Source organism: Thiocapsa bogorovii (genome assembly GCF_021228795.1).
In the GTDB taxonomy this organism is placed as follows: Bacteria; Pseudomonadota; Gammaproteobacteria; order Chromatiales; family Chromatiaceae; genus Thiocapsa; species Thiocapsa bogorovii.
This window is the reverse complement of record NZ_CP089309.1, coordinates 2,298,214-2,321,144: the sequence shown is the minus strand read 5'-3', so window position 1 is coordinate 2,321,144 and position 22,931 is coordinate 2,298,214. Positions and strand designations below refer to the sequence as shown.

Below are 22,931 nucleotides of genomic sequence, written 5' to 3'. Positions count from 1 at the left end.
AGCACGAACCCCAAACAACCGGGTGGGGCTTCCGGGCACGTCGCCTATGCTCATCGCACCCTGGGCTTTGGCAAGCCGGCCACCTCCCCCAGGTGTCAGGATAGATGTCGCCTCCCTTTGGGAGAATGTGTGGGAGGATGGGGCATCACCGACCCGGGGCTTTGCGCCCTCCGGGGTCAGCCGGGAAGGAGCCCGAAGGGCGACTGACGGCTGACCCGGAGGGCGCGGCACAGCGCCCCGAGGCATGAGAAGGCGAGCGACATGACAACCTATTCGAGCGAACTGAAAGACAGCATCCTGACGAAGCTACTGCCGCCCAACAACGTCGGCGTCCCGCAGTTGGCCGCGCAAACCGGCATCCCGCGCGACACCCTCTACGGCTGGCGGCGCGAGGCGTTGGGTCGGGCGCGTCGACCACGGGCATCGACGGTGCCTGCCGGGACGCTCGGCAGCGAGGAGAAGTTTGCCGTGGTGATGGAGACCGCCACCCTCAATGAGTTGGAGCTGGGCGCGTACTGTCGGCGCAAGGGCCTGTTCGCCGAGCAGATCAGCGCGTGGCGCACGACCTGCCAGCAGGCCAATGCGCCGCTGACGAGCACGACCGAGCGGGCCGAGCGGCGCGCCGAGCAGGCGGAGATCGTGCGCCTGGGTCGGGAGTTGCAGCGCAAGGACCGGGCCTTGGCCGAAGCCGCCACGTTGCTGGTGCTCCAAAAAAGTCCGGGCGATCTGGGAGGAGCCAGAGGACGCTCGCTCGCCTATGAGCGGCGCGTACAAGTGAGCGAGTACATCGCCCAAGCCTGTGCCGAGGGCGCCCGCCTGAGTCGCGCCTGCGCCGCCGTGGGGCTGTCCGAGCGCACCCTGCAGCGCTGGCGTCGCGACGGGGCGATCGGCGGCGACGGGCGCACGCGCGAGCACCGGACCGAAGGCGCGGTACGCACCCCGGCCAATCGGCTCTCGCCCCACGAGCGACAAGCCGTCCTCACAGCCGCCAACGCGCCCAGGTTCGCGAGCTTGAGTCCGCATCAGATCGTCCCGGCGCTGGCCGACGAGGGCTGCTACCTGGGATCCGAGTCGACCTTCTACCGCGTGCTGCGCGACGCCGGGCAGCTCGCCCGCCGCGGTCGCGCCAAGGCGCCGACACGGGTGCGCCCGCAGCCGCTGGAGGCGACCGGGCCGAATCGGGTTTGGAGCTGGGACATCACCTACCTGGCCAGTACCGTGCAGGGGATGTTCTTCTATCTGTACCTGATCATGGATGTCTACAGCCGCAAGATCGTCGGCTGGGAGGTCTACCCGCAGGAGTCCGCCGCGCACGCCGCCAGCGTCCTGCACAAGGCCTACCTGCGCGAAGGCGTGCACCCGGGCACACTGGTCCTGCACTCGGACAACGGCTCGCCGATGAAAGGCGCCACCATGCTGGTGATGCTCCAGCGCCTCGGGGTCGTGCCGTCCTTCAGTCGCCCGGCCGTGAGCAACGACAACCCCTACTCGGAGTCGCTGTTCAACACCGTCAAGGGTCGCCCGGACTTCCCCTCCGATCCCTTCGACGGCGTCGAGGCGGCACGCCGCTGGATGACGACATTCACCGCCTGGTACAACACCATCCACCTGCACAGCGCGCTGAAGTTCGTCACCCCGGCACAGCGCCATCGCGGCGAGGATGTCGACCTGCTGGCACGGCGCGACGCGCTCTATCAAGCCGCCAGAGACGACAACCCGACGCGCTGGTCCGGACCCACCCGCAATTGGACGCCGCCCGCTTCGGTCTTGCTCAACCCGGGAAAACCCCCTCGTGAACAGGAGAAGGCCGACACGAACATGACATGATTGATGCGACAACTACCTTGACACTTACCGCCTCCGACCCGCACCACTTTGTCGTCACCATCCCACGCGGCAACACCGCGGCCGTGCTCATCAGCGAGCACTTAGGCATGGGTGCCGGCGCCGCGCCAGAGCAAATCCTCGATCGCGTCATGCTCGCGCGCCCCCGCTGGACCGCCATCCGTGCCGAGGTCCAACGCGCCTTCAATGCCCGCTTGAAGGAGCACAACCTCGCCACCGGTACCTGGAAGGTCGGCGAAACACCTGTGGATCGCCTGCTCGGCAAGGAACTGTGCGTGTTGGCCTGGGCAGTGGAGAAGCTCGAGCCCGAGAAGATCCGCATCGCCGTGCGTAATTGGCTGGCGCTGCGCCCCGAAGAACGCTGGTGGCTGTTCGGTATGACGGCGATTGCCACCGGCGGCCTTCAAGACGGCGATCACGGGTGGCGGGTTGCGCTGCGCTATGCGCTTGGCGACGTGGCACAGAATGAGTTGCTGAAAGCTCGACTGGAGACGCGAAAGCTCGGCGAAGCCGGGGTGAATAAGACATTGGGGCTGTTCGACTGACGCGGCCGCGGCGCCGGTGGATTGATGGTTCCCGCCGAAGAACCGATGGAGCACCGGATCGCGCGTGGCTGGTGTGAATCCATGGGCCGATCAGTCCGCGAGGCTGGCGCGTAAATCCTTGAGGCTGATCATCAGTGTCGCGGGGTCGAGCGGTGAGGAGTCGAAGCCGAGATGGTGATAGAAGCATCGGGCATCCGCGTCGATGGCATGCACCAACAGGCCGCGAATGCCGATCGCGTCGGCGGCGTTCAGGACCCTCCAGCCCGCGTCCTGCAGCAACGCCCGGCCCAGCCCCCTGCCGCCATGGGAATGATCGACTGCAAGACGCGCGAGTATGACCACGGGAATGGGATCGGGCATATTGCGTCGCAGTCGACCGGTCGCCGCAGTCATGGCAACGGCCCCGGAGGCCAACGCGTAATAGGCGATGACCCGATTCTGGTCGCAGACCACGAAGGTACGGGAGGCCCCGCTCGACTGATTCCGCAATGCGCGACCTTTCAGCCAGTCGTCCAATGCCTTGCGACCACATGAAAAGCCTTTGCAATCATGGTAGCCGGTCAAAGGGCTCGGCGGACTCAGGGTCACTCGGTGTCCCAGGGCGGTCTGCCCCGCATGGTCTTGCGCAGCCGAGTATTCGGGGCCGGCGGCGCATCAAGGCGCGCCTCGAAGGCCGCGAAGGCATCGGGAGACAGGCGCAGCAGTGCTTGATCCAGCAGGGTCTCCTCGGCCGCATGCCGGCTCGCGTCCAGGATGAACTCGGTGCGGTTCTTGCCGGCAATGCGTGCGGCACGGTCGATCAAGTCGCGCTCCTCCGCCTTGATGCGAAGATTGAGCGTCTGTCGCTTGGCGGCCAATTCTTGAGCAGTCGACATGGCAAATTCTCCCGTTTGTCAGCATACTAGCAGGCAGGTAACGACAGTGTCATCACTGACCCTGACACGCGTGCCCGATGATCTGCTGAAACAGACCCCATACGACGCACGCACCGAAGAGCCTTAGGGCGGCAAAGCGAAGCGCATCCCGCCGAAACCCGAGCACGCTGACCGGTCGCGGATCACGCATAAGGAGATTGACCATGCCGCTCGACACGCCGCCTCGATCCCTCACCGACGCCCTCTCCACGCCTGAAACCCCTGCGGTTTCGGTCGTCTCGGTCGCGCTGTACGTGGATGCGGACAACCAATCGGCCCAGTGCGCGGCGCCCTTGCTCAACCTGTTCCGGACCGAATTCAAGGCCCGCGTCGTCAGCGCCACGATCGCCGGCAACAATCTTGGCCAGAAGATCGACGATTGGCGCAGCGCATTGCTCGCCGAGGACCCCGACCTCGCGATCCAGGCGCTACCGGCACCGCACCGTAAGAACGGCGCGGATATCGTTTTGCTGATGGCATTGGGGGCGGCGCTCGACGCGCATCTGAGCGAGCAGACCTTGGTGGTGGTCGTCTCGCGCGACGACCTGCTGATCGGCGCCGCCGAACAGGCCAAGGCACGCGGCTGCAAGACCTTGGTCGCTTATGCCGACAGCGACATCCCGACGGCCCGCAATACGCAGTTGACGACCCTGTTGCTGCCCGCCTTGAAGCCGGCTAACGCCCCCTGGCCGAAGTCGGTCAGCGTCGTGCAGCCGCCCCCTGTCGTTATTCAGGCGTCCAAACCCGAGCCCCCTGTTCAGCCGATGCCGCTTACCGTCGGCAAGGATGCGAAGGCGGTGCTGGCAAAGGTCCGCGGTCTATGCAAACAGCAGCCGGGAGGCGGCTACCCTGCCTCGGCTGTGGGCCAAGCCCTACAGAAGCTCGGCTATGACAAGGCTGCGCGCGCAAGCTTCCTCAAGTCCACGCCCGGACTCAAGAAAATGGGTTCTGGCGCGAACCTGCGCTACCTCTTTTGACCTCATTTTTGTCCCAGACGGAAACGCACCATGCCCATGGACGCTGCTGAAACACTAGCCCCGACGACGACATCCGCGACCGGCGCCGCGCTGCAACCCTTCGCCCTCAAAGACGCCCCGGCGCTGATCGAGGCAGTGTTCCCGGCGCAGAAGGTCTCGTTTTAGGCGCAGCGCGAGCGCAAGGCCGGCGCCGGGCAGACGCTGACCGCGTTGGGCTCTTACTGGAAGGGCCGCAAGCCGCTGATCCTGGTCCGCGCCATCCTGTTGGGTAGCCTGCTGCCGCAAACCGATGATCCCGAAAAAGACCTGGAGATCTTCGAGAAACTGATGGCCTTCGACGAAGGCGGGTTGGCGCGGCGTGAGCCCAAGCTCAAGCCGTCCGACATCGCCGAGCGGGTTGCACTGGCACACCCCTGGCGCTCGTTCAGCTACAGCCTCAAAGGGCAGGCGCACACCGCCGAGGAGATCGACCGGCTGCAATTTCCGATCGACCTCGTTGACTACCCGGGGCTCAGCCTACGCTGGCTCCGCGACATCGACCCGGCGGAAAAGCTGGACCTGTTGGCCAAGGCTCTCGCGACCTTTCCCACCTACGAGGAACGCGCCGGCCTCTGCAAACGCCCGGAGGAACTGGACCAGGCTGCACTCTATGCCCCGATCTGGCCCGCGGTGAACGCCCATCTTGGCCGCTTCGGTATCGACGCGCACTCGCATCAGGAACTGGTCGAGCAACTCGGCGTCCTGCGATTCGGCCACCGGCCCAAGGTCGGCGACACCTTCTGCGGCGGCGGCTCGATCCCGTTCGAGGCCGCGCGTCTGGGCTGCGATGTCTACGCCTCGGACCTGAACCCCATCGCCTGCATGCTGACCTGGGGGGCGCTCAACATCATCGGCGCGCCGCCCGAGCAGCGCGCCGAGATCGAGCGGGCGCAGCGCGAGGTCGCCGAGGCGGTGGATCGGGAGATCACTGAACTGGGCATTGAGCACGACAGCCAGGGCAACCGGGCCAAGGCCTATCTCTACTGCCTGGAGACCCGCTGTCCGGAGACCGGCTGGATGGTACCGATGGCGCCGAGTTGGGTGATTTCGAGAAACCGTAACGTGGTCGCGAAGTTGGTACCGGATCATGCGAACAAGCGCTTTGACATCGAGATCCTGACTGGCGTCTCGGTGGCCGAGATGCAGGCCGCCGAACGAGGCACAGTCCGCGACGGCAATCTGGTCTATGAACTCGACGGCAGGACCTATCTGACGCCGATCAAGACCATTCGCGGCGATTATCGTGATGCCGACGGCGATCTTCGCAATAATTTGGCCCTGTTACGTTTCCTGTGGGTCAGGGCTTGACTCCGGCCCTGCCGATTCACACCCTTTGGAGCACATTTCGTAAAACCTGTTGCTGGGCCTGTGGGCATGTGGGCGCGAGGCCCGAGAGTGTGGTCAACCGGTGGGCCGCGCCGGCGAGGAGCTCGCAATCGGCACGACCTTGCTCGGCGCGGTCCAGGGGTTGTCCACACGGCCCGTAGGGCTCGGGCCGGTCCGCAGGACGCGTCCACATGTCCACAGGCCAACCGCCGGAGGTCACTGCCGTGGATTCCGCTTCCTTGTTCACCGTCGCGTTGGGGTTGCAGACACCGTGGGAGGTCCGGGAGGTGGACTTCGATCCGCAGGCCGGACGCATCGATTTCACGGTCGGCTTCGCCCGCGGGGCGCGCTTTACCTGCCCGCACTGCGGGGCGGAGCACCAGCCGGTGCATGACACGCAGGCCCGGAATGGCGTCATCTGAACTTCTTCCAGTTCCAGGCGTACATTCAGGCCAAGGTGCCGCGGGTGCGCTGTGACGCCTGCGGCAAGACCACCCAAGTGGAGGTGCCGTGGGCGCGTCCCGGCAGCGGCTTCACCCAGTTGATGGAGGCGCTGATCGTCGCCTTGTGCCGGGCCATGACGGTACGCCAGGTCGCGCAGCTGCTGGGCGTGAGCGACATGCGCCTGTGGCGGGTGCTGGACCACTATGTCGAGCAGGCGCGCGCGCAGGAGGACTTCTCGCAGGTCACCGCCGTCGGTCTGGACGAGACCGCGGCGCGGCGGGGACATCACTACATCAGCCTCTTTCACGATCTGGAGGAACCGCGGCTGTTGTTCGCCACCGAGGGGCGCAAGGCCGAGGTGGTCGCGCAGTTCGCCGAGGACCTCGAGGCCCACGGCGGCTGCGCGGAGAACGTGCGCGACGTCTGCATCGACATGTCGGGGAGCTACCGCAGCGGGGTGCAGGAGCAGCTGCCGTGGGCGAACATCACCTTCCCCAGGTGTCAGGATAGATGTCGCCTCCCTTTGGGAGAATGTGTGGGAGGATGGGGCATCACCGACCCGGGGCTTTGCGCCCTCCGGGGTCAGCCGGGAAGGAGCCCGAAGGGCGACTGACGGCTGACCCGGAGGGCGCGGCGCAAGCGCCCCGAGGCATGAGAAGGCGAGCGACATGACAACCTATTCGAGCGAACTGAAAGACAGCATCCTGACGAAGCTACTGCCGCCCAACAACGTCGGCGTCCCGCAGTTGGCCGCGCAAACCGGCATCCCGCGCGACACCCTCTACGGCTGGCGGCGCGAGGCGTTGGGTCGGGCGCGTCGACCACGGGCATCGACGGTGCCTGCCGGGACGCTCGGCAGCGAGGAGAAGTTTGCCGTGGTGATGGAGACCGCCACCCTCAATGAGTTGGAGCTGGGCGCGTACTGTCGGCGCAAGGGCCTGTTCGCCGAGCAGATCAGCGCGTGGCGCACGACCTGCCAGCAGGCCAATGCGCCGCTGACGAGCACGACCGAGCGGGCCGAGCGGCGCGCCGAGCAGGCGGAGATCGTGCGCCTGGGTCGGGAGTTGCAGCGCAAGGACCGGGCCTTGGCCGAAGCCGCCACGTTGCTGGTGCTCCAAAAAAAAGTCCGGGCGATCTGGGAGGAGCCAGAGGACGCTCGCTCGCCTATGAGCGGCGCGTACAAGTGAGCGAGTACATCGCCCAAGCCTGTGCCGAGGGCGCCCGCCTGAGTCGCGCCTGCGCCGCCGTGGGGCTGTCCGAGCGCACCCTGCAGCGCTGGCGTCGCGACGGGGCGATCGGCGGCGACGGGCGCACGCGCGAGCACCGGACCGAAGGCGCGGTACGCACCCCGGCCAATCGGCTCTCGCCCCACGAGCGACAAGCCGTCCTCACAGCCGCCAACGCGCCCAGGTTCGCGAGCTTGAGTCCGCATCAGATCGTCCCGGCGCTGGCCGACGAGGGCTGCTACCTGGGATCCGAGTCGACCTTCTACCGCGTGCTGCGCGACGCCGGGCAGCTCGCCCGCCGCGGTCGCGCCAAGGCGCCGACACGGGTGCGCCCGCAGCCGCTGGAGGCGACCGGGCCGAATCGGGTTTGGAGCTGGGACATCACCTACCTGGCCAGTACCGTGCAGGGGATGTTCTTCTATCTGTACCTGATCATGGATGTCTACAGCCGCAAGATCGTCGGCTGGGAGGTCTACCCGCAGGAGTCCGCCGCGCACGCCGCCAGCGTCCTGCACAAGGCCTACCTGCGCGAAGGCGTGCACCCGGGCACACTGGTCCTGCACTCGGACAACGGCTCGCCGATGAAAGGCGCCACCATGCTGGTGATGCTCCAGCGCCTCGGGGTCGTGCCGTCCTTCAGTCGCCCGGCCGTGAGCAACGACAACCCCTACTCGGAGTCGCTGTTCAACACCGTCAAGGGTCGCCCGGACTTCCCCTCCGATCCCTTCGACGGCGTCGAGGCGGCACGCCGCTGGATGACGACATTCACCGCCTGGTACAACACCATCCACCTGCACAGCGCGCTGAAGTTCGTCACCCCGGCACAGCGCCATCGCGGCGAGGATGTCGACCTGCTGGCACGGCGCGACGCGCTCTATCAAGCCGCCAGAGACGACAACCCGACGCGCTGGTCCGGACCCACCCGCAATTGGACGCCGCCCGCTTCGGTCTTGCTCAACCCGGGAAAACCCCCTCGTGAACAGGAGAAGGCCGACACGAACATGACATGATTGATGCGACAACTACCTTGACACTTACCGCCTTCGATGAATTCCACCTCATCCAGCTCGCCAATCAGGCCGTGGATGCGGTGCGCCGCGCGGAGGTCAAAGCCACGCCCGCGCTCAAGCGCAGCCGCTACATCTGGCTCAAGGATCAACAGGACTGGAGCCGTCGGCAGCTGCGCCAGTACCTCGATCTGCGCCGCCTCAACCTCAAGACCCACCGGGCCTACCGCATCAAGGAGAGCCTGCGCGAGATCTTCCGCCTGGCCGACTCCCGCGAGGAGGCCGAGGCGTTGCTCACCCGCTGGTACAGCTGGGCCCGGCGCTGCCGCCTCGAGCCGATGAACCTAAAAAGAGCAGTTAGCGCCCGTCGCGGAGCGTTTTCGGCCCGCGGGCGAGTACACATACCGGCGGTTCGGCGGCTACGCCGGCGCCGGTAACACCGCCGGCGGCTGCAATTGGCGGCCGTTGAGATACTTCACCAGCGCCCGCGAGAGGAGCCGGTACCAGCGTTGCAGGGGACTCAACTGCTCCGCAGTTCGGCGCAGCGTGTTGAAGAAGGCCGTGATCTCGCGGCAGGTCGCCTCCACCCACCCGGCTTCGGCATGGGGATGGCTGATGGTCAGGCGCGTCTGCCCGCCGTGACGGGTCAGTCGTGCCGGTGCGCTGAGCAGCAGCGGGCGGCTGGTGATCGCCTCGGTGTGCCGAGTCGGGTCGGCCAGGCGCACGAACAGGCTCCACCAGTTGTAGGTCAAGGCGGTGATGCGCGCCATGAAGCGGCAGCGCTTGATGTCGCGGGTGGTGAAGCCGCCCCAGCCCCAATGGTTCTTGAGCTCGTCGAAGGGATTCTCCGCGTCGGCGCGATCGCGATAGAGTTGCGCCACGCTCAGGATCTCATGGGGCAGCGAGGTCACCAGCACGGCGTACTCGTAGACGATCGTCTCGTCGGTGAGCTCGGCGAAGCTCAGGCGCAGCTGCTCGGGATCACCCTGCTCGACGACGGCCAGGTCGGCCTTGATGCGCCGGCGCAGCACGACGGCGCGCCGGGCACGGCTCCAGCCCGACAGACGCAGGGTCGTCTCGGCCCCCTGCCAGCCTTGACCGGCATCGCACCACTCGGCATCGCGCATCAGGCGCTCGACGGTCTGCTTGACCTTGGAGGTCATGCGCAGCTTGAACAGATACGGGATCCCCTCCTGCTCGGCACGCGCCATGTTGGCTTGGGTGCCCCAATCGCGGTCGCCGCGAATGCACAGCGGCCAGTGCGCCCGCGGCAGGCGCGCGAGCAACTCCCACAGCCCCGGCGCGCTGTACTTGGACGCGGTTTGGTTGCCGTCCAGCACGGTAAGTGTCAAGGTAGTTGTCGCATCAATCATGTCATGTTCGTGTCGGCCTTCTCCTGTTCACGAGGGGGTTTTCCCGGGTTGAGCAAGACCGAAGCGGGCGGCGTCCAATTGCGGGTGGGTCCGGACCAGCGCGTCGGGTTGTCGTCTCTGGCGGCTTGATAGAGCGCGTCGCGCCGTGCCAGCAGGTCGACATCCTCGCCGCGATGGCGCTGTGCCGGGGTGACGAACTTCAGCGCGCTGTGCAGGTGGATGGTGTTGTACCAGGCGGTGAATGTCGTCATCCAGCGGCGTGCCGCCTCGACGCCGTCGAAGGGATCGGAGGGGAAGTCCGGGCGACCCTTGACGGTGTTGAACAGCGACTCCGAGTAGGGGTTGTCGTTGCTCACGGCCGGGCGACTGAAGGACGGCACGACCCCGAGGCGCTGGAGCATCACCAGCATGGTGGCGCCTTTCATCGGCGAGCCGTTGTCCGAGTGCAGGACCAGTGTGCCCGGGTGCACGCCTTCGCGCAGGTAGGCCTTGTGCAGGACGCTGGCGGCGTGCGCGGCGGACTCCTGCGGGTAGACCTCCCAGCCGACGATCTTGCGGCTGTAGACATCCATGATCAGGTACAGATAGAAGAACATCCCCTGCACGGTACTGGCCAGGTAGGTGATGTCCCAGCTCCAAACCCGATTCGGCCCGGTCGCCTCCAGCGGCTGCGGGCGCACCCGTGTCGGCGCCTTGGCGCGACCGCGGCGGGCGAGCTGCCCGGCGTCGCGCAGCACGCGGTAGAAGGTCGACTCGGATCCCAGGTAGCAGCCCTCGTCGGCCAGCGCCGGGACGATCTGATGCGGACTCAAGCTCGCGAACCTGGGCGCGTTGGCGGCTGTGAGGACGGCTTGTCGCTCGTGGGGCGAGAGCCGATTGGCCGGGGTGCGTACCGCGCCTTCGGTCCGGTGCTCGCGCGTGCGCCCGTCGCCGCCGATCGCCCCGTCGCGACGCCAGCGCTGCAGGGTGCGCTCGGACAGCCCCACGGCGGCGCAGGCGCGACTCAGGCGGGCGCCCTCGGCACAGGCTTGGGCGATGTACTCGCTCACTTGTACGCGCCGCTCATAGGCGAGCGAGCGTCCTCTGGCTCCTCCCAGATCGCCCGGACTTTTTTTTGGAGCACCAGCAACGTGGCGGCTTCGGCCAAGGCCCGGTCCTTGCGCTGCAACTCCCGACCCAGGCGCACGATCTCCGCCTGCTCGGCGCGCCGCTCGGCCCGCTCGGTCGTGCTCGTCAGCGGCGCATTGGCCTGCTGGCAGGTCGTGCGCCACGCGCTGATCTGCTCGGCGAACAGGCCCTTGCGCCGACAGTACGCGCCCAGCTCCAACTCATTGAGGGTGGCGGTCTCCATCACCACGGCAAACTTCTCCTCGCTGCCGAGCGTCCCGGCAGGCACCGTCGATGCCCGTGGTCGACGCGCCCGACCCAACGCCTCGCGCCGCCAGCCGTAGAGGGTGTCGCGCGGGATGCCGGTTTGCGCGGCCAACTGCGGGACGCCGACGTTGTTGGGCGGCAGTAGCTTCGTCAGGATGCTGTCTTTCAGTTCGCTCGAATAGGTTGTCATGTCGCTCGCCTTCTCATGCCTCGGGGCGCTTGCGCCGCGCCCTCCGGGGTCAGCCGTCAGTCGCCCTTCGGGCTCCTTCCCGGCTGACCCCGGAGGGCGCAAAGCCCCGGGTCGGTGATGCCCCATCCTCCCACACATTCTCCCAAAGGGAGGCGACATCTATCCTGACACCTGGGGAGCACCTCCACGTCCAGGATCAGACGCAGACCGGCGACGAAATAGGTATGGTAGGTGTGCGAGGGCCGACCCGGCTTGTGCGGATTGTAGCCTTTGACCGCACCCTCTTGATGCCCGTAGAGCGGCTTGACCGTCACGTCGGCATCGAGAATCCAGGGCACGCCCGGCACCGGCGCCACGCAGGCGTCCAGGTGGTTCTGCAACCAGGCCACCCCGTCGGCTTCATCGAGCTTGCCGAGGTTGCGGCGCACCGAGTCCTCGCTCACCACCGCCTCCATGCCCAGCAGGGCGGCGTTGATGGTGTCGCCGCGCAGGGCACTGATGTGGGCATAGCGCTGATGCCCGGACAGCACCGCCAGGATGGCGGTACCCAGAACGTCGCGCGTGCTCGGGGCGTTCGGGCTGGTCAGCTTCAGCGGGCAGCTCTCGACCCAGGCATCGAAGCGCCCGCCCAGGCGCAAAAACTCGGTGAAGAACGGCAGCTGCCCCAGCGGGGTGACCGCCGCCTGCGCATCCCACTCGACGTGGACGCGCCCGCCAAACGTGTCCACCGCAACCGGGCCGGCATGCGGTACCAATGCGGTGGTTTCGGGTTCACCCTGCGGGTGAGGGATCGGGTTGCTCATGGGGACCTCCTTGCGCCGATATTTCAGCGGCTTGGATCACTCGAGGCAAGGTTTAACTGCTCTTTTTAGGATGAAGGACTTCGCCAAGACCGTCAAAACCCATTGGGACGGCATCCTCAACGCCTTCGATTCCAAACTCACCAACGGCCGGGTCGAGGCGGCGAACGGGCAGATCCAGGCCGCCAAGGCCAAGGCCCGCGGCTACGGCACCGTGCGCCATCTCATCACCATCGCCTACTTGGTCGCGGGCAAGCTCACGCATCTGCCGGCCTGCCCGTTTGCAAACAAACAGTGTGCAAAGGCGTTAGCATGATCCGGGGATACCTGGACGGGTTACCCACATCAAACGTAAAAGAGCCAATAATTTACGGCTATGGCAAAAGACTGACTTCAAACCTCGTTTCGAGGATGTTTTCCAAGACCGTTTGTACTGCATTCAATGGACAACCGAAGGGACGCTCGGGCTGCGGTGCGCTGAGACATTTTTTGCGAGCGCGCAAGACCAAGACTTGCTCCGGGAACGCAAGGTTGAAAATTTGCTTGTCGAGAATTTCGTCTTCTGGCAGTGCTCCGGCCTGGTGGCCGAACAAGCTATTGAGATAGGTGGTCCACCGCGCTACCAAGGGCGGGAGCTACGCATAGCACGCGGATGGACGCACTGGTCCCATTTGTTTTGCTCAAGAGCCATCCTACTCGCTGCTCTAATTCGCCGTCAGAGCATAGGGAATCCGTTCTTAGCACCAATGCTATGCGACGCATTGGATCGTCTCTCGAAGCTTGAGCTATTGTCAAATCTGGTGTATGACCATAGGGCCAGAGTTTGATCAGGCGGCTTTCCGTTGCTCCTCTTGGGTCTCCGGTGGGTCGTCGGACACCGGAATCCCGTCTTCGTAACGTGTTCCGCCGAGCAGTTCGGCCACTTTCTCGGGGGCACGGATGCGCCGCCAGGTCTTGGCGGCCTCTTCGCTCATCTTGAAGGCCAGGCCGAGGAAGGTCGCGCGGGTGACGCAGTTCTTGGTCCGGCCGGTGCGATGGCGCACAGTGGCGAAGGTGGACTCGATGGGGTTGGTGGTGCGCAGGTGCACCCAGTGCTCGGCCGGGAAGGCGAAGAAAGCGAGCAGGGCCTCGCGGTCCTTTTCGAGCTTCTCGGTCGCCTTGGGGTATTTGGCCCCATAGCGGCTGATGAAGCGCTTGAAGGCTTGCGTAGCCTGCTTGCGGGTCGGTGCCATCCAGATCGCCTGCAGATCCGCCTTCGCCTTGCCTTGCAACGACTTGGGCAAGGCATTGAGCACGTTGCCCATCTTGTGGAACCAGCAGCGCTGATGCACGGTCTCGGGGTAGACCTGCTCAAGCGCACCCCAAAACCCCAGCGCCCCGTCGCCGACGGCCAGGCGCGGACCCGCCTGCAGACCACGTGCCTTCAGATCGCGCAGCACGTCGAGCCAGGATTCGGTGGATTCGCGCAACCCGTCGACGATGGCGACCCACTCCTTGGTGCCGTCGGGTCTCACCCCGATGATCACCAGCAGACAGAGCTTGGGATCGTCGCTCTCGCGCAGTGTCGTGTAGATGCCGTCGACCCACCAGTAGGCGTATTGCCGGCCTTCGAGGCTGCGCTGGGTCCAGTCCTTGTACTCCTCGGCCCACGCGGCCTTGAGCCGGCCCAGCGCCGCCGCGGAGAGCCCCTTGGCGTCCTCTCCCACCAGCACCTCCAACGCCTCCCCGAGGTCGCCGCTGGAGATCCCCTTCAGATAGAGCCACGGCAGCGCCGCGGCGACCCGGGCACTGCGGCGCACGTACGGCGGGGCCAGCGCGGAGTTGAACTTCACCCCGGCCCCGGAGCGGTCGCGTACCTTGGGCACCTGCACCTCCACCGGACCCACCGTGGTGAGGATCTCGCGCGCCGGCAGATAACCGTTGCGCACCACCGCCCGGCGTCCGTCCATCAGCGACACCCCGGCAAACTCCTCGAGCAGCTGCTCCACCTCCGCCTCGATGGCCCGCTGCAGGATGTCGCGCGCCCCGCGGCGCACCAGCTCCTCCAGCGGCAGGCCCAGCTCGGCCAGCACCTCGCCCCGATCCCCTCTTGCACGGCGGGCCCCCGTACTCGTATCGTCGCTCATGGCGCACCTCTCTCGTTGCTGCTTTGGGTCTCGACAACCACATTGTCAGCAACGGTGCGCCGCCTGCTCAAGCTCTATCAGTCCCCGCTCATACACCAGAATCGAGCATAGCTCTCGAAGCTTGCCAGATGGGATCCAAGGAATACCGCCTCGCAACGCGAGCCGACGTGCCAGAGTACATTCTATAACCAAGCCCTGAATACGCTGGACAATTTTGGTTGCCGTGCCAGCTCGTATTTGATTAGCTCAGTAACAAAACCTTATCCGAGTGAAGACTCGCGCTTAAGCGCAACAGTTGACACTGTCGCGGCTAAGGATTTGTCTAACAACTGCGATGTTTACGTAACGGATCTACCTTATGGGGACGCCGTGATGTACCACGAGATCACCGACTTCTTCATCGCCTGGCTCCGCAAGAACCCATCCCCACCCTTCGACCAATGGACCTGGGATTCTCGTCGCGACCTCGCCATCAAGGGCTCGGGCGACGCATTCCGCCGCGGCATGGTGGACGCCTACAGGGCGATGACCGAGCACATGCCGGACAACGGCATGCAGTGCGTGATGTTCACGCACCAGGACACTGGCGTCTGGTCCGATATGGTCAGCATCTTCTGGGCCGCCGGCCTGCAAGTGGTGGGCGCCTGGTACATCGCCACCGAGACCACCTAGGAGTTGAAGAAGGGCGGATTCGTTCAGGGGACCGTGGTGCTGGCGCTGCGCAAACGCCCGGCCGGTGAGCGCCCCGGCTTCAAACAGCGCATCCTGCCGGCCGTCAAGCGCGAGGTGGACGCCCAGATTCAGCAGATGCTGCACCTCAACACCGAGACCGAGGCGAAGATGGGCGCCCCGGTGTTCAACGACTCCGACCTACAGATGGCCGGCTACGCCGCGGCGCTGAAGGTGCTGACCGGCTTCACCAGCATCGGCGGCGAGGACGTGACCAGCTTCGCGCTGCGCCCGCGCCGCAAGGGCGAGACCACCGTGGTCGATGAGATCGTCGAGCAGGCCGCCGAGACCGCCAACGGCCTGCTGGTGCCGGATGGACTGGAATCGGAAACCTGGGCCGCCATCAGCGGCATCCAGCGCTTCTATCTGCGCATGCTCGACATGGAGACCACGGGCGCCGCCAAGCTCGACAACTACCAGAACTTCGCCAAGGCCTTCCGGGTTGCCGACTACGCCGCCATCATGGCCAGCATCAAGCCCAACGCCGCGCGCCTGAAGGCCGTCACCGAGTTCAAACCGCGCGACCTCACCGACCGCACCGAGCTCGGCCCGACCCCGCTCGGCGCCCTGATCGTCGCCATCCAGGAGTTCCTGGCCGACAAGTACGCCGAGGTGGTCATGGCCAACCTGCGCGACGCCGTCCCCGATTACCTGGGTCTGCGCCCGAAGCTGATCGACATGACCAGTTTCATCGCCGCCAAGGCCCGCCAACCCGAGACCCGAAGCAAAGCCGAGGCCATTGCCAGCCGCATGCGCAATCAGCGGTTGCAGTAGCCGTTGGACTGTCATTGCAATGACGTGCCTTGACCTTCAATCCTATCCAACACAGCATTTTGCAGGATGTCCCGATGCGCGCCATCGAGCTTGAGGCTACCGTCGAACAACACAGTATTCGCCTGCCGGAGGACATCCGCGACGGGACCCATCTGCGCGTCCTGTTGCTGATCGATGATCCTCCCGTCAGTGCCGCTGATAATGGCCAGGACCTGAAGCACCTGCTGGCCGGACTGACGGAAGGCCTCAGCGACGCGGATTTGTGTCGTCCCCAGGATGTCGTCCCCAAGATATTGGCCGGAGCGATCCGGAATGGGCTTCCTGATCGATTCTCCGACGCAACAACGCGGTGACCATCCTCCGCCTCTCCTCCCGCACCCACCACCTCGACCAGAGCTTCCTGGCCGAGCAGCTCAAAGGCGCGCGCAGCTATCGGCGCATCGCCGGCTACTTCACCAGCTCCCTGTTCGAGATCGCCCACGAGTGGCTGGAGCCGATCCCGGATGTGCGCATCGTCTGTAACGTGGACCTGGCGCCGGAGGACCTGAAGGTGGCCCAGTTGCGCGAGGCGCGCATGCTCGGGCGCTGGAACGAGCGCTCCATCGAGGCGGAATCCCTGCTCAACCGCACGCGCTACCAACGCCTGGATGCCTTCCTGGCCAAGCGCGGGCAGGTGATTCGCGTGGCACCGGACAGCGTCTGCGGCTTCGTGCATGGTAAGGCCGGCGTCATTGAGCGCGCCGACGGGCAGAAGCTCGGTTTTATCGGCTCGATGAACGAGACCCGCCACGGCTGGCAGCAGCACTACGAGATCCTCTGGCAAGACGACTCGCCCGAGGCGGTGGCCTGGATCGAGGCCGAGTTCGAGTTCCTGTGGAACGCGGCGCGCCCGCTACCGGAGGCGGTCTGCCGCGAGGTCGCCCGCCGTGGCCGGCGCGTCGAGGTACAACTCCCCGCGCTCGACAGCGAGGCGACGCTGACGCCGGCGGCGCTGATCGAATCGCCGCTGTATCGCGAGGGCATGGCCCTGCAACCCTGGCAGCAGGGCTTTGTCACCGAGTGCCTGCGCCATTACCACGACCACGGCCAGGTCCGGCTGCTGCTGGCCGATGAGGTGGGGCTGGGCAAGACGCTGTCGCTCGGCACCGCGGCGCTGACCCTGTGCCTGCTCGCGGAAAAGGCGCAAAAACGGCGCAAACCCATCGTCATCTTCGCCCCCGCGACCCTTTGCGAACAGTGGCAGACCGAGATGCTCGACAAGCTCGGCATCCCCTGTGCGCGCTGGCACTCCAGCCGCAAGGTCTGGCTCGACCCGGAGGAGCGGGCGATCTCCCCAGGCGGACCGGCGCAGATCGCGCGCTGCCCGCTGCGTATCGGCATCGTCTCCACCGGACTGATGGTGCAGCCGTCAACGGAGAAGGAGGTCTTGGCCGGCATCAGCTTCTCGCTGGTCATTCTCGATGAGGCGCACAAGGCCCGTTCGCGGCAGGGCTACGGCCCGGACGCTGGCGAGCCAAATGCATTGCTGGCCTTCATGCTCGCCGTCGCCGACCGGGCCGAGCACGTCCTGCTCGGCACCGCGACCCCGATCCAGACGCGCGCCGACGACCTATGGGACCTGGTACGGGTGCTGCACCGCGGCGGTACCGGCTTCGTGTTCGGCAACGACCTCGCGCCCTGGCATGACCCCGAGCGCGTGCTGCCGATCCTGTGCGGCGCCGAACGCGTCGACGGGCTCGATTACGGCTGGCGGTTGCTGCGCTCGCCGCTGCCGACCATGGCCTCCAGCAACGAGCCGAATGCCCGGCGGCTGTTCCGCAACCTGCGCGAAGCGCTCGACATGGCACCCGCGGCGCACCTGGCCGGCGCCTTGAGCGATCTGCCGCTGGACCTGCGCGACGACCTGGAGACCGAGCTGGAGCGCGCCATCGACGGCGCGACCTTCTTCCAGCGCGAGAACCCCTTCGTGCGCCATGTGGTGCTGCGCAAGCGCACGACGCTGGAGGAGCGCGGCCTGCTCGAGCGCATCGCCGTCCATGTCCACCCGGATGGGGGACTGGTCCAAGCGCCGCATCGGTTCAACGCCTTGTTCCAGGACAATGCGCTGCGGACCACCCCGGACTTCGACCGCGCCTACGAGGAAGCGCGCGCCTTCGGCCGCGTGCTGGCCAAGCGCGGTCAGGGGAGCGGATTCATGCGCAACCTCATGGAGCAGCGTGTTTGCTCGAGCCGCGTCGCCGGCCTCAATACCGCGCGGACCCTGCTCGCCGGGCGTGAGATCCAGGAAGAGACGGAAGACATCGATGCGCAACTGGCCATCCAAACCGATGCCGAGCGCGCCGCACTGGCGAGCCTGATCACGGCGCTGGAAGGCATGGACGATGATCCGAAGCTTACCGCGATCCGCTTCTACCTCAAAGACGAGGGCTGGCTTGCGCTCGGCTGCATCATCTTCAGCCAGTATTACGACACCGCGCGCTGGGTGGCCGATGCGCTGGCGGCCGAGTTTCCGGAGCAGACCATCGGTCTCTACGCCGGCGCCGATCGCAGCCGGCTCTATCGCGATGGCCAGGCGGTCGGCATCGAGCGCGAGGTGCTCAAACGCATGGTCGCCGATCGCGAGGTTCGCCTGATGGTGGCCACCGATGCCGCCTGCGAGGGCCTGAACCTGCAAACGCTCGGCACCTTGATCAACGTCGATCTGCCCTGGAATCCAACCCGGCTGGAGCAGCGCATCGGGCGCATCAAACGCTTCGGCCAGGTGCGCCCGGCGGTGGACATGCTGAATCTGGTGCACCGGGGCACGGTGGACGAGACGGTCTATGCACGCCTCTCCGAACGCATGCGCAACCGCTACGACCTGTTCGGTGGCCTGCCCGATACCATCCGTGATGATTGGATCGACGACCTGGGAACCCTGGGCGAGAAGATGGACCAGTACATCGAGGAGCGCCGCCAGGCGACCGGCTTTGATCTGCGCTACAACAGCAGCATCATGCCCAGCGACGCGGCCTGGCGCGATTGTGCGACCGTGCTGTCACGCCGGGATGTCGAGAATCTGATGCGGCAGGGATGGAGTGGTTGATTCGAGCAGATGCCCATACGGCGGTCGCTCTCGCAAACCTGATCAGCGACCCTGCCCGGCATGATCGACTGCGCGGTCGGCCGGGCACGGGGCGCGGATGACCTTCAGCTCGACGGCTCGCGGGCAATCGCCCGATAACCGATATCGCGCCGGAACCGGCAGCCTTCCCACCGAATATTCTCGATGGCTTGATAGGCTCGGGATTGCGCCTCCGAAACGCTGTTTCCGAGTGCGGTGACGCAGAGGACCCGTCCGCCGTTGGTCAGGATCGCCGATCCATCCGCCTTTGTGCCGGCCTGAAAGACCTTGACGTCCGAGGGCAGCGCGGCGTCCAGCCCGTTGATCGGGTGGCCGGTCTCGTAGCTGTCCGGATAACCGCCGGCCGCCATGACTACGCCCAGCGCGGGCCGCGGATCCCAGACGGCCCTGACCCGATCGAGACGACCTTCGATCGCGGCCAGGCACAGCTCGACTAGGTCGGACTCCAGACGCATTAGCAGCGGCTGGGTCTCGGGGTCGCCGAGCCGGCAGTTGTACTCGAGCACCTTGGGCGTCCCGTCGGCGGCGACCATGAGGCCGGCGTAAAGGAACCCGACATAATGGATGCCTTCGGCGGCGAGCCCGGCGACGGTCGGTTCGATCACCTCGCGCATGACGCGATCGTGGATGTCCGGGGTGACGATCGGTGCCGGTGAGTAGGCACCCATTCCGCCGGTGTTTGGTCCGCGATCGCCGTCGTCGCGGGCCTTGTGATCCTGCGAGGTGGCGAGCGGCAGGATGTGCTCGCCGTCGACCATGACGATGAAGCTCGCCTCCTCGCCGGTCAGGAATTCTTCGATGACCATGCGATTGCCGGCACTGCCGAAGCGCCCGGCGCCGAGCATGTCCTGCACCGCCGCCTCGGCGGTCGCGAGATCCTCGGCCAGGATGACACCCTTGCCCGCGGCGAGACCGTCGGCCTTGATGACGATGGGTGCGCCGACGCGACGCAGATAGGCGAGCGCAGGCTCGGTCTCGGTAAAGACGCCGTAGGACGCCGTCGGGATGCGATGGTGCGCGAGGAAATCCTTGGTGAAGGCCTTCGAGCCCTCGAGCTGCGCAGCGTCGCGGGTCGGTCCGAAACAGCGCAGCCCGGCCGCCTTGAAGGCATCGACGACGCCCGCGACCAGGGGTGCCTCCGGGCCGATGATGGTCAGGTCGATTGCCTGCTCGGTGGCAAAACGCACCAGTGCGGGAATGTCGTCCGCCGCGATCGGCAGATTTTCCACCTTGGGCTCATGCGCGGTGCCGCCGTTGCCGGGCGCAACGTAAACGCGCTCGGCCAGCGGCGATTGTGCGGCCTTCCAGGCGAGGGCATGCTCGCGCCCGCCATTGCCGACGATCAGGATCTTCATACCTGTCACCTTTAAACCGCGCTCAGCGCGGTATGCGATGTTTTGGGATGGGATCGGCTCCGGCAGATTTGACGAGCGCTGGAGCCGGCGCGGTTTAAACGATTAAAAAATAAATTATTTTAAACCGCGTCCCGGCTAAGGGTCGTGGATGCAGCCAACGTCTATCTCACTCACGAATCAGCATTTCGCTCTGGACGCGGTTTAAAACGAGACGACGCCGCGCCGGCTCGACTGAATGAACTGGACGATGGATTGAGTCTCCGGGCCTGGGTACTCCTGCTCGGCTCGGGCGAGTGCCTCGCCCGGGCGCAGCCCGGAGCGGAAGACCAGTCGATAGACCGCCTTGATGCGCGTGCGCTGCTCCTGCGAGAAGCCGCCGCGCCGCAAGCCGACCACGTTCAGACCCACGATGCGCGCGCGATGGCCGTCGACCAGGGCGAACGGCGGCACGTCCTGCGCGACACCCGTGACCCCGGCGACCATGGCATAGGAGCCGATCCGGCAGAACTGATGCACGGCGACCTGTCCCGAGAGGAAGGTCCGATCCGCGACCTCGCAATGACCGGCGAGCGTGGCCGTGTTGGCGAAGATGTTGTGGTCGCCGACGATGCAGTCATGACCCGCATGCGAGAAGGCCATCCAATAATTGTGGCTGCCGATGCGGGTGCCCGCCTCGGACTTGATGCCGCAACTGATGTTGACGCCTTCTTTGAAGTGATTGTGGTCGCCGATCACGAGCGGCCGCGCCAGTTCCGGGCGAAAGCCGAGATCCTGGGGCTCCGAGCCGAGCGTCGCCCCGTGACAGACCCGGTTGTGTGCGCCCATCCGCGTCGCGCCGAAGATGCGCACGCAGGACTCGATCCGGCAGCCTTCGCCGACGACGGCCCCGGACTCGATGATCGAATAGGGACCGACAGTGACCGAGGGATGCAGCTCGGCGCCGTCTTCGATGATGGCCGTCGGGTGGATGCCCATTGAACCGCGTCCTGTGTGAGTCAAGAAGGTGATGGCGTCGATCGAGGTCGGCGCGTCATGAAAGCTCTGAGTCGACGCGGTTCAAAGAATAAAAAATAAAGACTTAAATCGCGTCGACTCCGGCCTGGGCTGGTGGCTCCAAGGCCTCGCCGAAACGAAAACAGTGCCTGTCGGTCCGGACGCGATCTAATGCCTGAAATGCCGCATGCCGGTGAAGAGCATCGCGATCCCGTGCTCGTTGGCCGCGGCAATGGTCTCTTCGTCGCGCATGGAGCCGCCGGGCTGGATCACGGCCGTGATCCCTGCCGCCGCGGCCTGGTCGATCCCGTCGCGGAAGGGGAAAAAGGCGTCCGAGGCCATGACGGCGCCGGCGACCACGAGACCCGCCTGCTCGGCCTTGATGGAGGCGATGCGTGCGGAGTTCACACGGCTCATCTGGCCGGCGCCGACACCGATGGTCATGGCGTCGCGCCCGTAGACGATGGCGTTGGATTTGACGAACTTGGCGACCCGCCATGTAAAGAGCAGGTCCGAAAGCTCCTGCTCGCTCGGCGCGCGCTCGGTGACGGTCTTCAGCGCTTCGGTCAGGCGCAGGTCGGCATCCTGAACCAGCAGACCGCCGTTGACGCGTTTGAAGTCGAGTCGGTGGACCAGCTCGCTGTCCCACTCGCCGCATTCGAGCAGTCTGACGTTCTTTTTGGCTGCGACCGCCTCGCTGGCCTCGGCGGTCACGCGCGGTGCGATGATGACCTCGACGAACTGACGCTCGACGATGGTGCGGGCCGTCTCGCCGTCGAGCTCGCCGTTGAAGGCGATGATGCCGCCGAAAGCCGATTCCGGGTCCGTGCTGTAGGCGCGCTCGTAGGCCTCGAGCAGGTTGGCGCCCAGTGCGACACCGCAGGGGTTGGCGTGCTTGACGATGACGCAGGCCGGACCCTCGGAGAACTGCTTCACGCACTCGAGCGCCGCATCCGTATCGGCGATGTTGTTGTAGGACAGCGCCTTGCCTTGGATCTGGCTGGCGGTGGCGATGCTCGTCTCCAGGTCGCCGTGCTCGATGTAGAAGGCCGCGTTCTGATGCGGATTCTCCCCGTAGCGCATGGATTGCTTGCGTGCGAGCTGCAGGCTCAGCGTGCGCGGGAAGGCGCCGGGGGTGTCGGTCGCGAGCTTTGCGCCGAGATAATTGGCGATGGCGCCGTCGTAGCGGGCGGTGTGCTCGAAGGCCTTGACCGCCAGATCGAAACGCGTGGCCTCGCTCACTCCGCCGTGCTCGGCGATCTCCGCGGTGATACGGGGGTAGTCGGCCGAGTCGACGACCACGGAAACGGACGCGTGGTTCTTGGCCGCGGCGCGCAGCAGGGTCGGGCCGCCGATGTCGATGTTCTCGATGGCCGTGGCCAGATCGCAGGACGGATCGACGACCGTCTGCTCGAAGGGGTAGAGATTCACGACGACCAGGTCGATCGGCTTGATCTCGTTCTCGCGCATGACCCGGTCGTCGACGCCGCGACGCCCCAGGATGCCGCCGTGGATGCGCGGGTGCAGGGTCTTGACCCGACCGTCCATCATCTCCGGGAATCCGGTGTAGTCGGATACTTCGGTGACGGGGATGCCTTGCTCGGTGAGGAGCCGGGCGGTTCCGCCGGTGGACAGGATCTCGACGCCTTTGACGGCAAGGTCGCGGGCGAAGGCGGCGAGGCCGGTCTTGTCGGACACGCTGATCAGGGCGCGGTGAATGGATTGCATGGGGGTCGATCCGGTCTGATGATCTGAAAGGGGGCCTGCGCT

The 22,931-nt window shown here is 65.9% G+C and carries 20 protein-coding genes and 3 pseudogenes; 14 read left to right on the top strand and 9 right to left on the bottom strand.

Annotated elements, in window-relative coordinates:
- Nucleotides 1-261: 261 nt before the first annotated feature.
- Nucleotides 262-1,827 (top strand): IS3 family transposase, encoded by a 1,566-nt coding sequence (locus LT988_RS10525; RefSeq protein ID WP_232410095.1) that lies wholly within the window; start codon nucleotides 262-264, stop codon nucleotides 1,825-1,827.
- Nucleotides 1,824-2,390, top strand: coding sequence for an anti-phage-associated DUF3780 domain-containing protein (locus tag LT988_RS10520; protein WP_232410094.1), 567 nt, complete (start codon nucleotides 1,824-1,826; stop codon nucleotides 2,388-2,390). The genes LT988_RS10525 and LT988_RS10520 overlap by 4 nt, the downstream gene beginning before the upstream one ends.
- A gap of 90 nt (nucleotides 2,391-2,480) precedes the next feature.
- Here the strand turns inward: LT988_RS10520 and LT988_RS10515 are convergent, their stop codons facing one another.
- Both LT988_RS10515 and LT988_RS10510 read right to left on the bottom strand, forming a co-directional pair.
- On the bottom strand, nucleotides 2,481-2,978 hold the full coding sequence (locus tag LT988_RS10515) for a GNAT family N-acetyltransferase (protein WP_232410093.1): 498 nt from the start codon (nucleotides 2,976-2,978) through the stop codon (nucleotides 2,481-2,483).
- Nucleotides 2,975-3,265 carry a type II toxin-antitoxin system TacA family antitoxin gene (locus LT988_RS10510; RefSeq protein ID WP_232410092.1) on the bottom strand — a complete coding sequence of 97 codons (291 nt, stop codon included), beginning with the start codon at nucleotides 3,263-3,265 and terminating at the stop codon, nucleotides 2,975-2,977. Before LT988_RS10510 ends, LT988_RS10515 begins: the two co-directional genes overlap by 4 nt.
- A gap of 203 nt (nucleotides 3,266-3,468) precedes the next feature.
- On the opposite strand from LT988_RS10510, the gene LT988_RS10505 reads away from it, so the two are divergent.
- The 7 genes and pseudogenes from LT988_RS10505 (at nucleotide 3,469) to LT988_RS10480 (ending at nucleotide 8,760) form a co-directional block, all read left to right on the top strand.
- Nucleotides 3,469-4,281 carry an NYN domain-containing protein gene (locus LT988_RS10505; protein WP_232410091.1) on the top strand — a complete coding sequence of 271 codons (813 nt, stop codon included), beginning with the start codon at nucleotides 3,469-3,471 and terminating at the stop codon, nucleotides 4,279-4,281.
- 30 nt (nucleotides 4,282-4,311) lie between these two features.
- Nucleotides 4,312-4,446: a hypothetical protein gene (locus tag LT988_RS25410; RefSeq protein WP_332460564.1), complete on the top strand. Its 135-nt coding sequence runs from the start codon at nucleotides 4,312-4,314 to the stop codon at nucleotides 4,444-4,446.
- A 45-nt stretch (nucleotides 4,447-4,491) separates the two neighbouring features.
- Nucleotides 4,492-4,545: pseudogene (locus LT988_RS25550) on the top strand (DUF1156 domain-containing protein); the annotation flags it as partial.
- A 63-nt stretch (nucleotides 4,546-4,608) separates the two neighbouring features.
- Nucleotides 4,609-5,628 (top strand): hypothetical protein, encoded by a 1,020-nt coding sequence (locus LT988_RS10500; RefSeq protein WP_332460563.1) that lies wholly within the window; start codon nucleotides 4,609-4,611, stop codon nucleotides 5,626-5,628.
- 209 nt (nucleotides 5,629-5,837) lie between these two features.
- Nucleotides 5,838-6,583, top strand: a pseudogene (locus tag LT988_RS25690) (ISL3 family transposase); the annotation flags it as partial.
- Between the two features lie 175 nt (nucleotides 6,584-6,758).
- Nucleotides 6,759-8,326, top strand: a protein-coding gene (locus tag LT988_RS10485) for an IS3 family transposase (protein ID WP_232406471.1) whose coding sequence is annotated in 2 segments (ribosomal slippage) — nucleotides 6,759-7,215 and nucleotides 7,215-8,326 — 1,569 coding nt in all. Because the reading frame shifts where the segments join, the coding sequence is not laid out codon by codon here.
- A gap of 17 nt (nucleotides 8,327-8,343) precedes the next feature.
- Nucleotides 8,344-8,760, top strand: coding sequence for a transposase (locus tag LT988_RS10480; protein WP_232410088.1), 417 nt, complete (start codon nucleotides 8,344-8,346; stop codon nucleotides 8,758-8,760).
- Here LT988_RS10480 and LT988_RS10475 read toward each other — a convergent pair.
- From LT988_RS10475 to LT988_RS10465, 3 genes are all read right to left on the bottom strand, one after another.
- Entirely contained in the window at nucleotides 8,743-9,675 is a 933-nt protein-coding gene (locus LT988_RS10475; protein ID WP_232410087.1) for a transposase, read from the bottom strand. The two genes, LT988_RS10480 and LT988_RS10475, sit on opposite strands and share 18 nt — an antisense overlap.
- Nucleotides 9,676-9,692: 17 nt before the next feature.
- A protein-coding gene (locus LT988_RS10470; RefSeq protein WP_232406471.1) for an IS3 family transposase occupies nucleotides 9,693-11,260 on the bottom strand; the annotation gives its coding sequence in 2 pieces (ribosomal slippage) (nucleotides 9,693-10,804 and nucleotides 10,804-11,260; 1,569 coding nt in all).
- A 56-nt stretch (nucleotides 11,261-11,316) separates the two neighbouring features.
- Nucleotides 11,317-12,063 carry a hypothetical protein gene (locus LT988_RS10465; RefSeq protein ID WP_232410086.1) on the bottom strand — a complete coding sequence of 249 codons (747 nt, stop codon included), beginning with the start codon at nucleotides 12,061-12,063 and terminating at the stop codon, nucleotides 11,317-11,319.
- A gap of 70 nt (nucleotides 12,064-12,133) precedes the next feature.
- Here LT988_RS10465 and LT988_RS10460 point away from each other — a divergent pair.
- Nucleotides 12,134-12,376 (top strand): annotated as a pseudogene (locus tag LT988_RS10460) (transposase); the annotation flags it as partial.
- 511 nt (nucleotides 12,377-12,887) lie between these two features.
- Here the strand turns inward: LT988_RS10460 and LT988_RS10455 are convergent.
- The gene (locus LT988_RS10455) at nucleotides 12,888-14,186 is read right to left on the bottom strand and encodes an IS256 family transposase (RefSeq protein ID WP_232410084.1); all 1,299 of its coding nucleotides are present in this window, start codon (nucleotides 14,184-14,186) and stop codon (nucleotides 12,888-12,890) included.
- Nucleotides 14,187-14,558: 372 nt separating this feature from the next.
- Here LT988_RS10455 and LT988_RS10450 point away from each other — a divergent pair, with 372 nt between their 5' ends.
- The 4 genes from LT988_RS10450 (at nucleotide 14,559) to LT988_RS10435 (ending at nucleotide 18,774) form a co-directional block, all read left to right on the top strand.
- Nucleotides 14,559-14,858 (top strand): hypothetical protein, encoded by a 300-nt coding sequence (locus LT988_RS10450; RefSeq protein ID WP_232410083.1) that lies wholly within the window; start codon nucleotides 14,559-14,561, stop codon nucleotides 14,856-14,858.
- A 36-nt stretch (nucleotides 14,859-14,894) separates the two neighbouring features.
- On the top strand, nucleotides 14,895-15,689 hold the full coding sequence (locus LT988_RS10445) for a hypothetical protein (protein WP_232410082.1): 795 nt from the start codon (nucleotides 14,895-14,897) through the stop codon (nucleotides 15,687-15,689).
- A gap of 74 nt (nucleotides 15,690-15,763) precedes the next feature.
- A complete protein-coding gene (locus tag LT988_RS10440; protein ID WP_232410081.1) occupies nucleotides 15,764-16,042 on the top strand; it encodes a hypothetical protein in 279 nt (92 codons plus the stop codon).
- A complete protein-coding gene (locus LT988_RS10435; protein ID WP_232410080.1) occupies nucleotides 16,039-18,774 on the top strand; it encodes a phospholipase D-like domain-containing anti-phage protein in 2,736 nt (911 codons plus the stop codon). The genes LT988_RS10440 and LT988_RS10435 overlap by 4 nt, the downstream gene beginning before the upstream one ends.
- Before the next feature lie 104 nt (nucleotides 18,775-18,878).
- On the opposite strand, the gene purD is transcribed toward LT988_RS10435, so the two are convergent.
- The 3 genes from purD to purH all read right to left on the bottom strand — a co-directional run bounded on the left by purD (nucleotide 18,879) and on the right by purH (nucleotide 22,889).
- Entirely contained in the window at nucleotides 18,879-20,168 is a 1,290-nt protein-coding gene (purD, locus tag LT988_RS10430) for a phosphoribosylamine--glycine ligase (RefSeq protein WP_232410079.1), read from the bottom strand.
- A gap of 201 nt (nucleotides 20,169-20,369) precedes the next feature.
- The gene (gene lpxA / locus LT988_RS10425; RefSeq protein ID WP_232410078.1) at nucleotides 20,370-21,143 is read right to left on the bottom strand and encodes an acyl-ACP--UDP-N-acetylglucosamine O-acyltransferase; all 774 of its coding nucleotides are present in this window, start codon (nucleotides 21,141-21,143) and stop codon (nucleotides 20,370-20,372) included.
- 186 nt (nucleotides 21,144-21,329) lie between these two features.
- Nucleotides 21,330-22,889, bottom strand: coding sequence for a bifunctional phosphoribosylaminoimidazolecarboxamide formyltransferase/IMP cyclohydrolase (gene purH / locus LT988_RS10420; RefSeq protein ID WP_232410077.1), 1,560 nt, complete (start codon nucleotides 22,887-22,889; stop codon nucleotides 21,330-21,332).
- Nucleotides 22,890-22,931 lie beyond the last annotated feature (42 nt).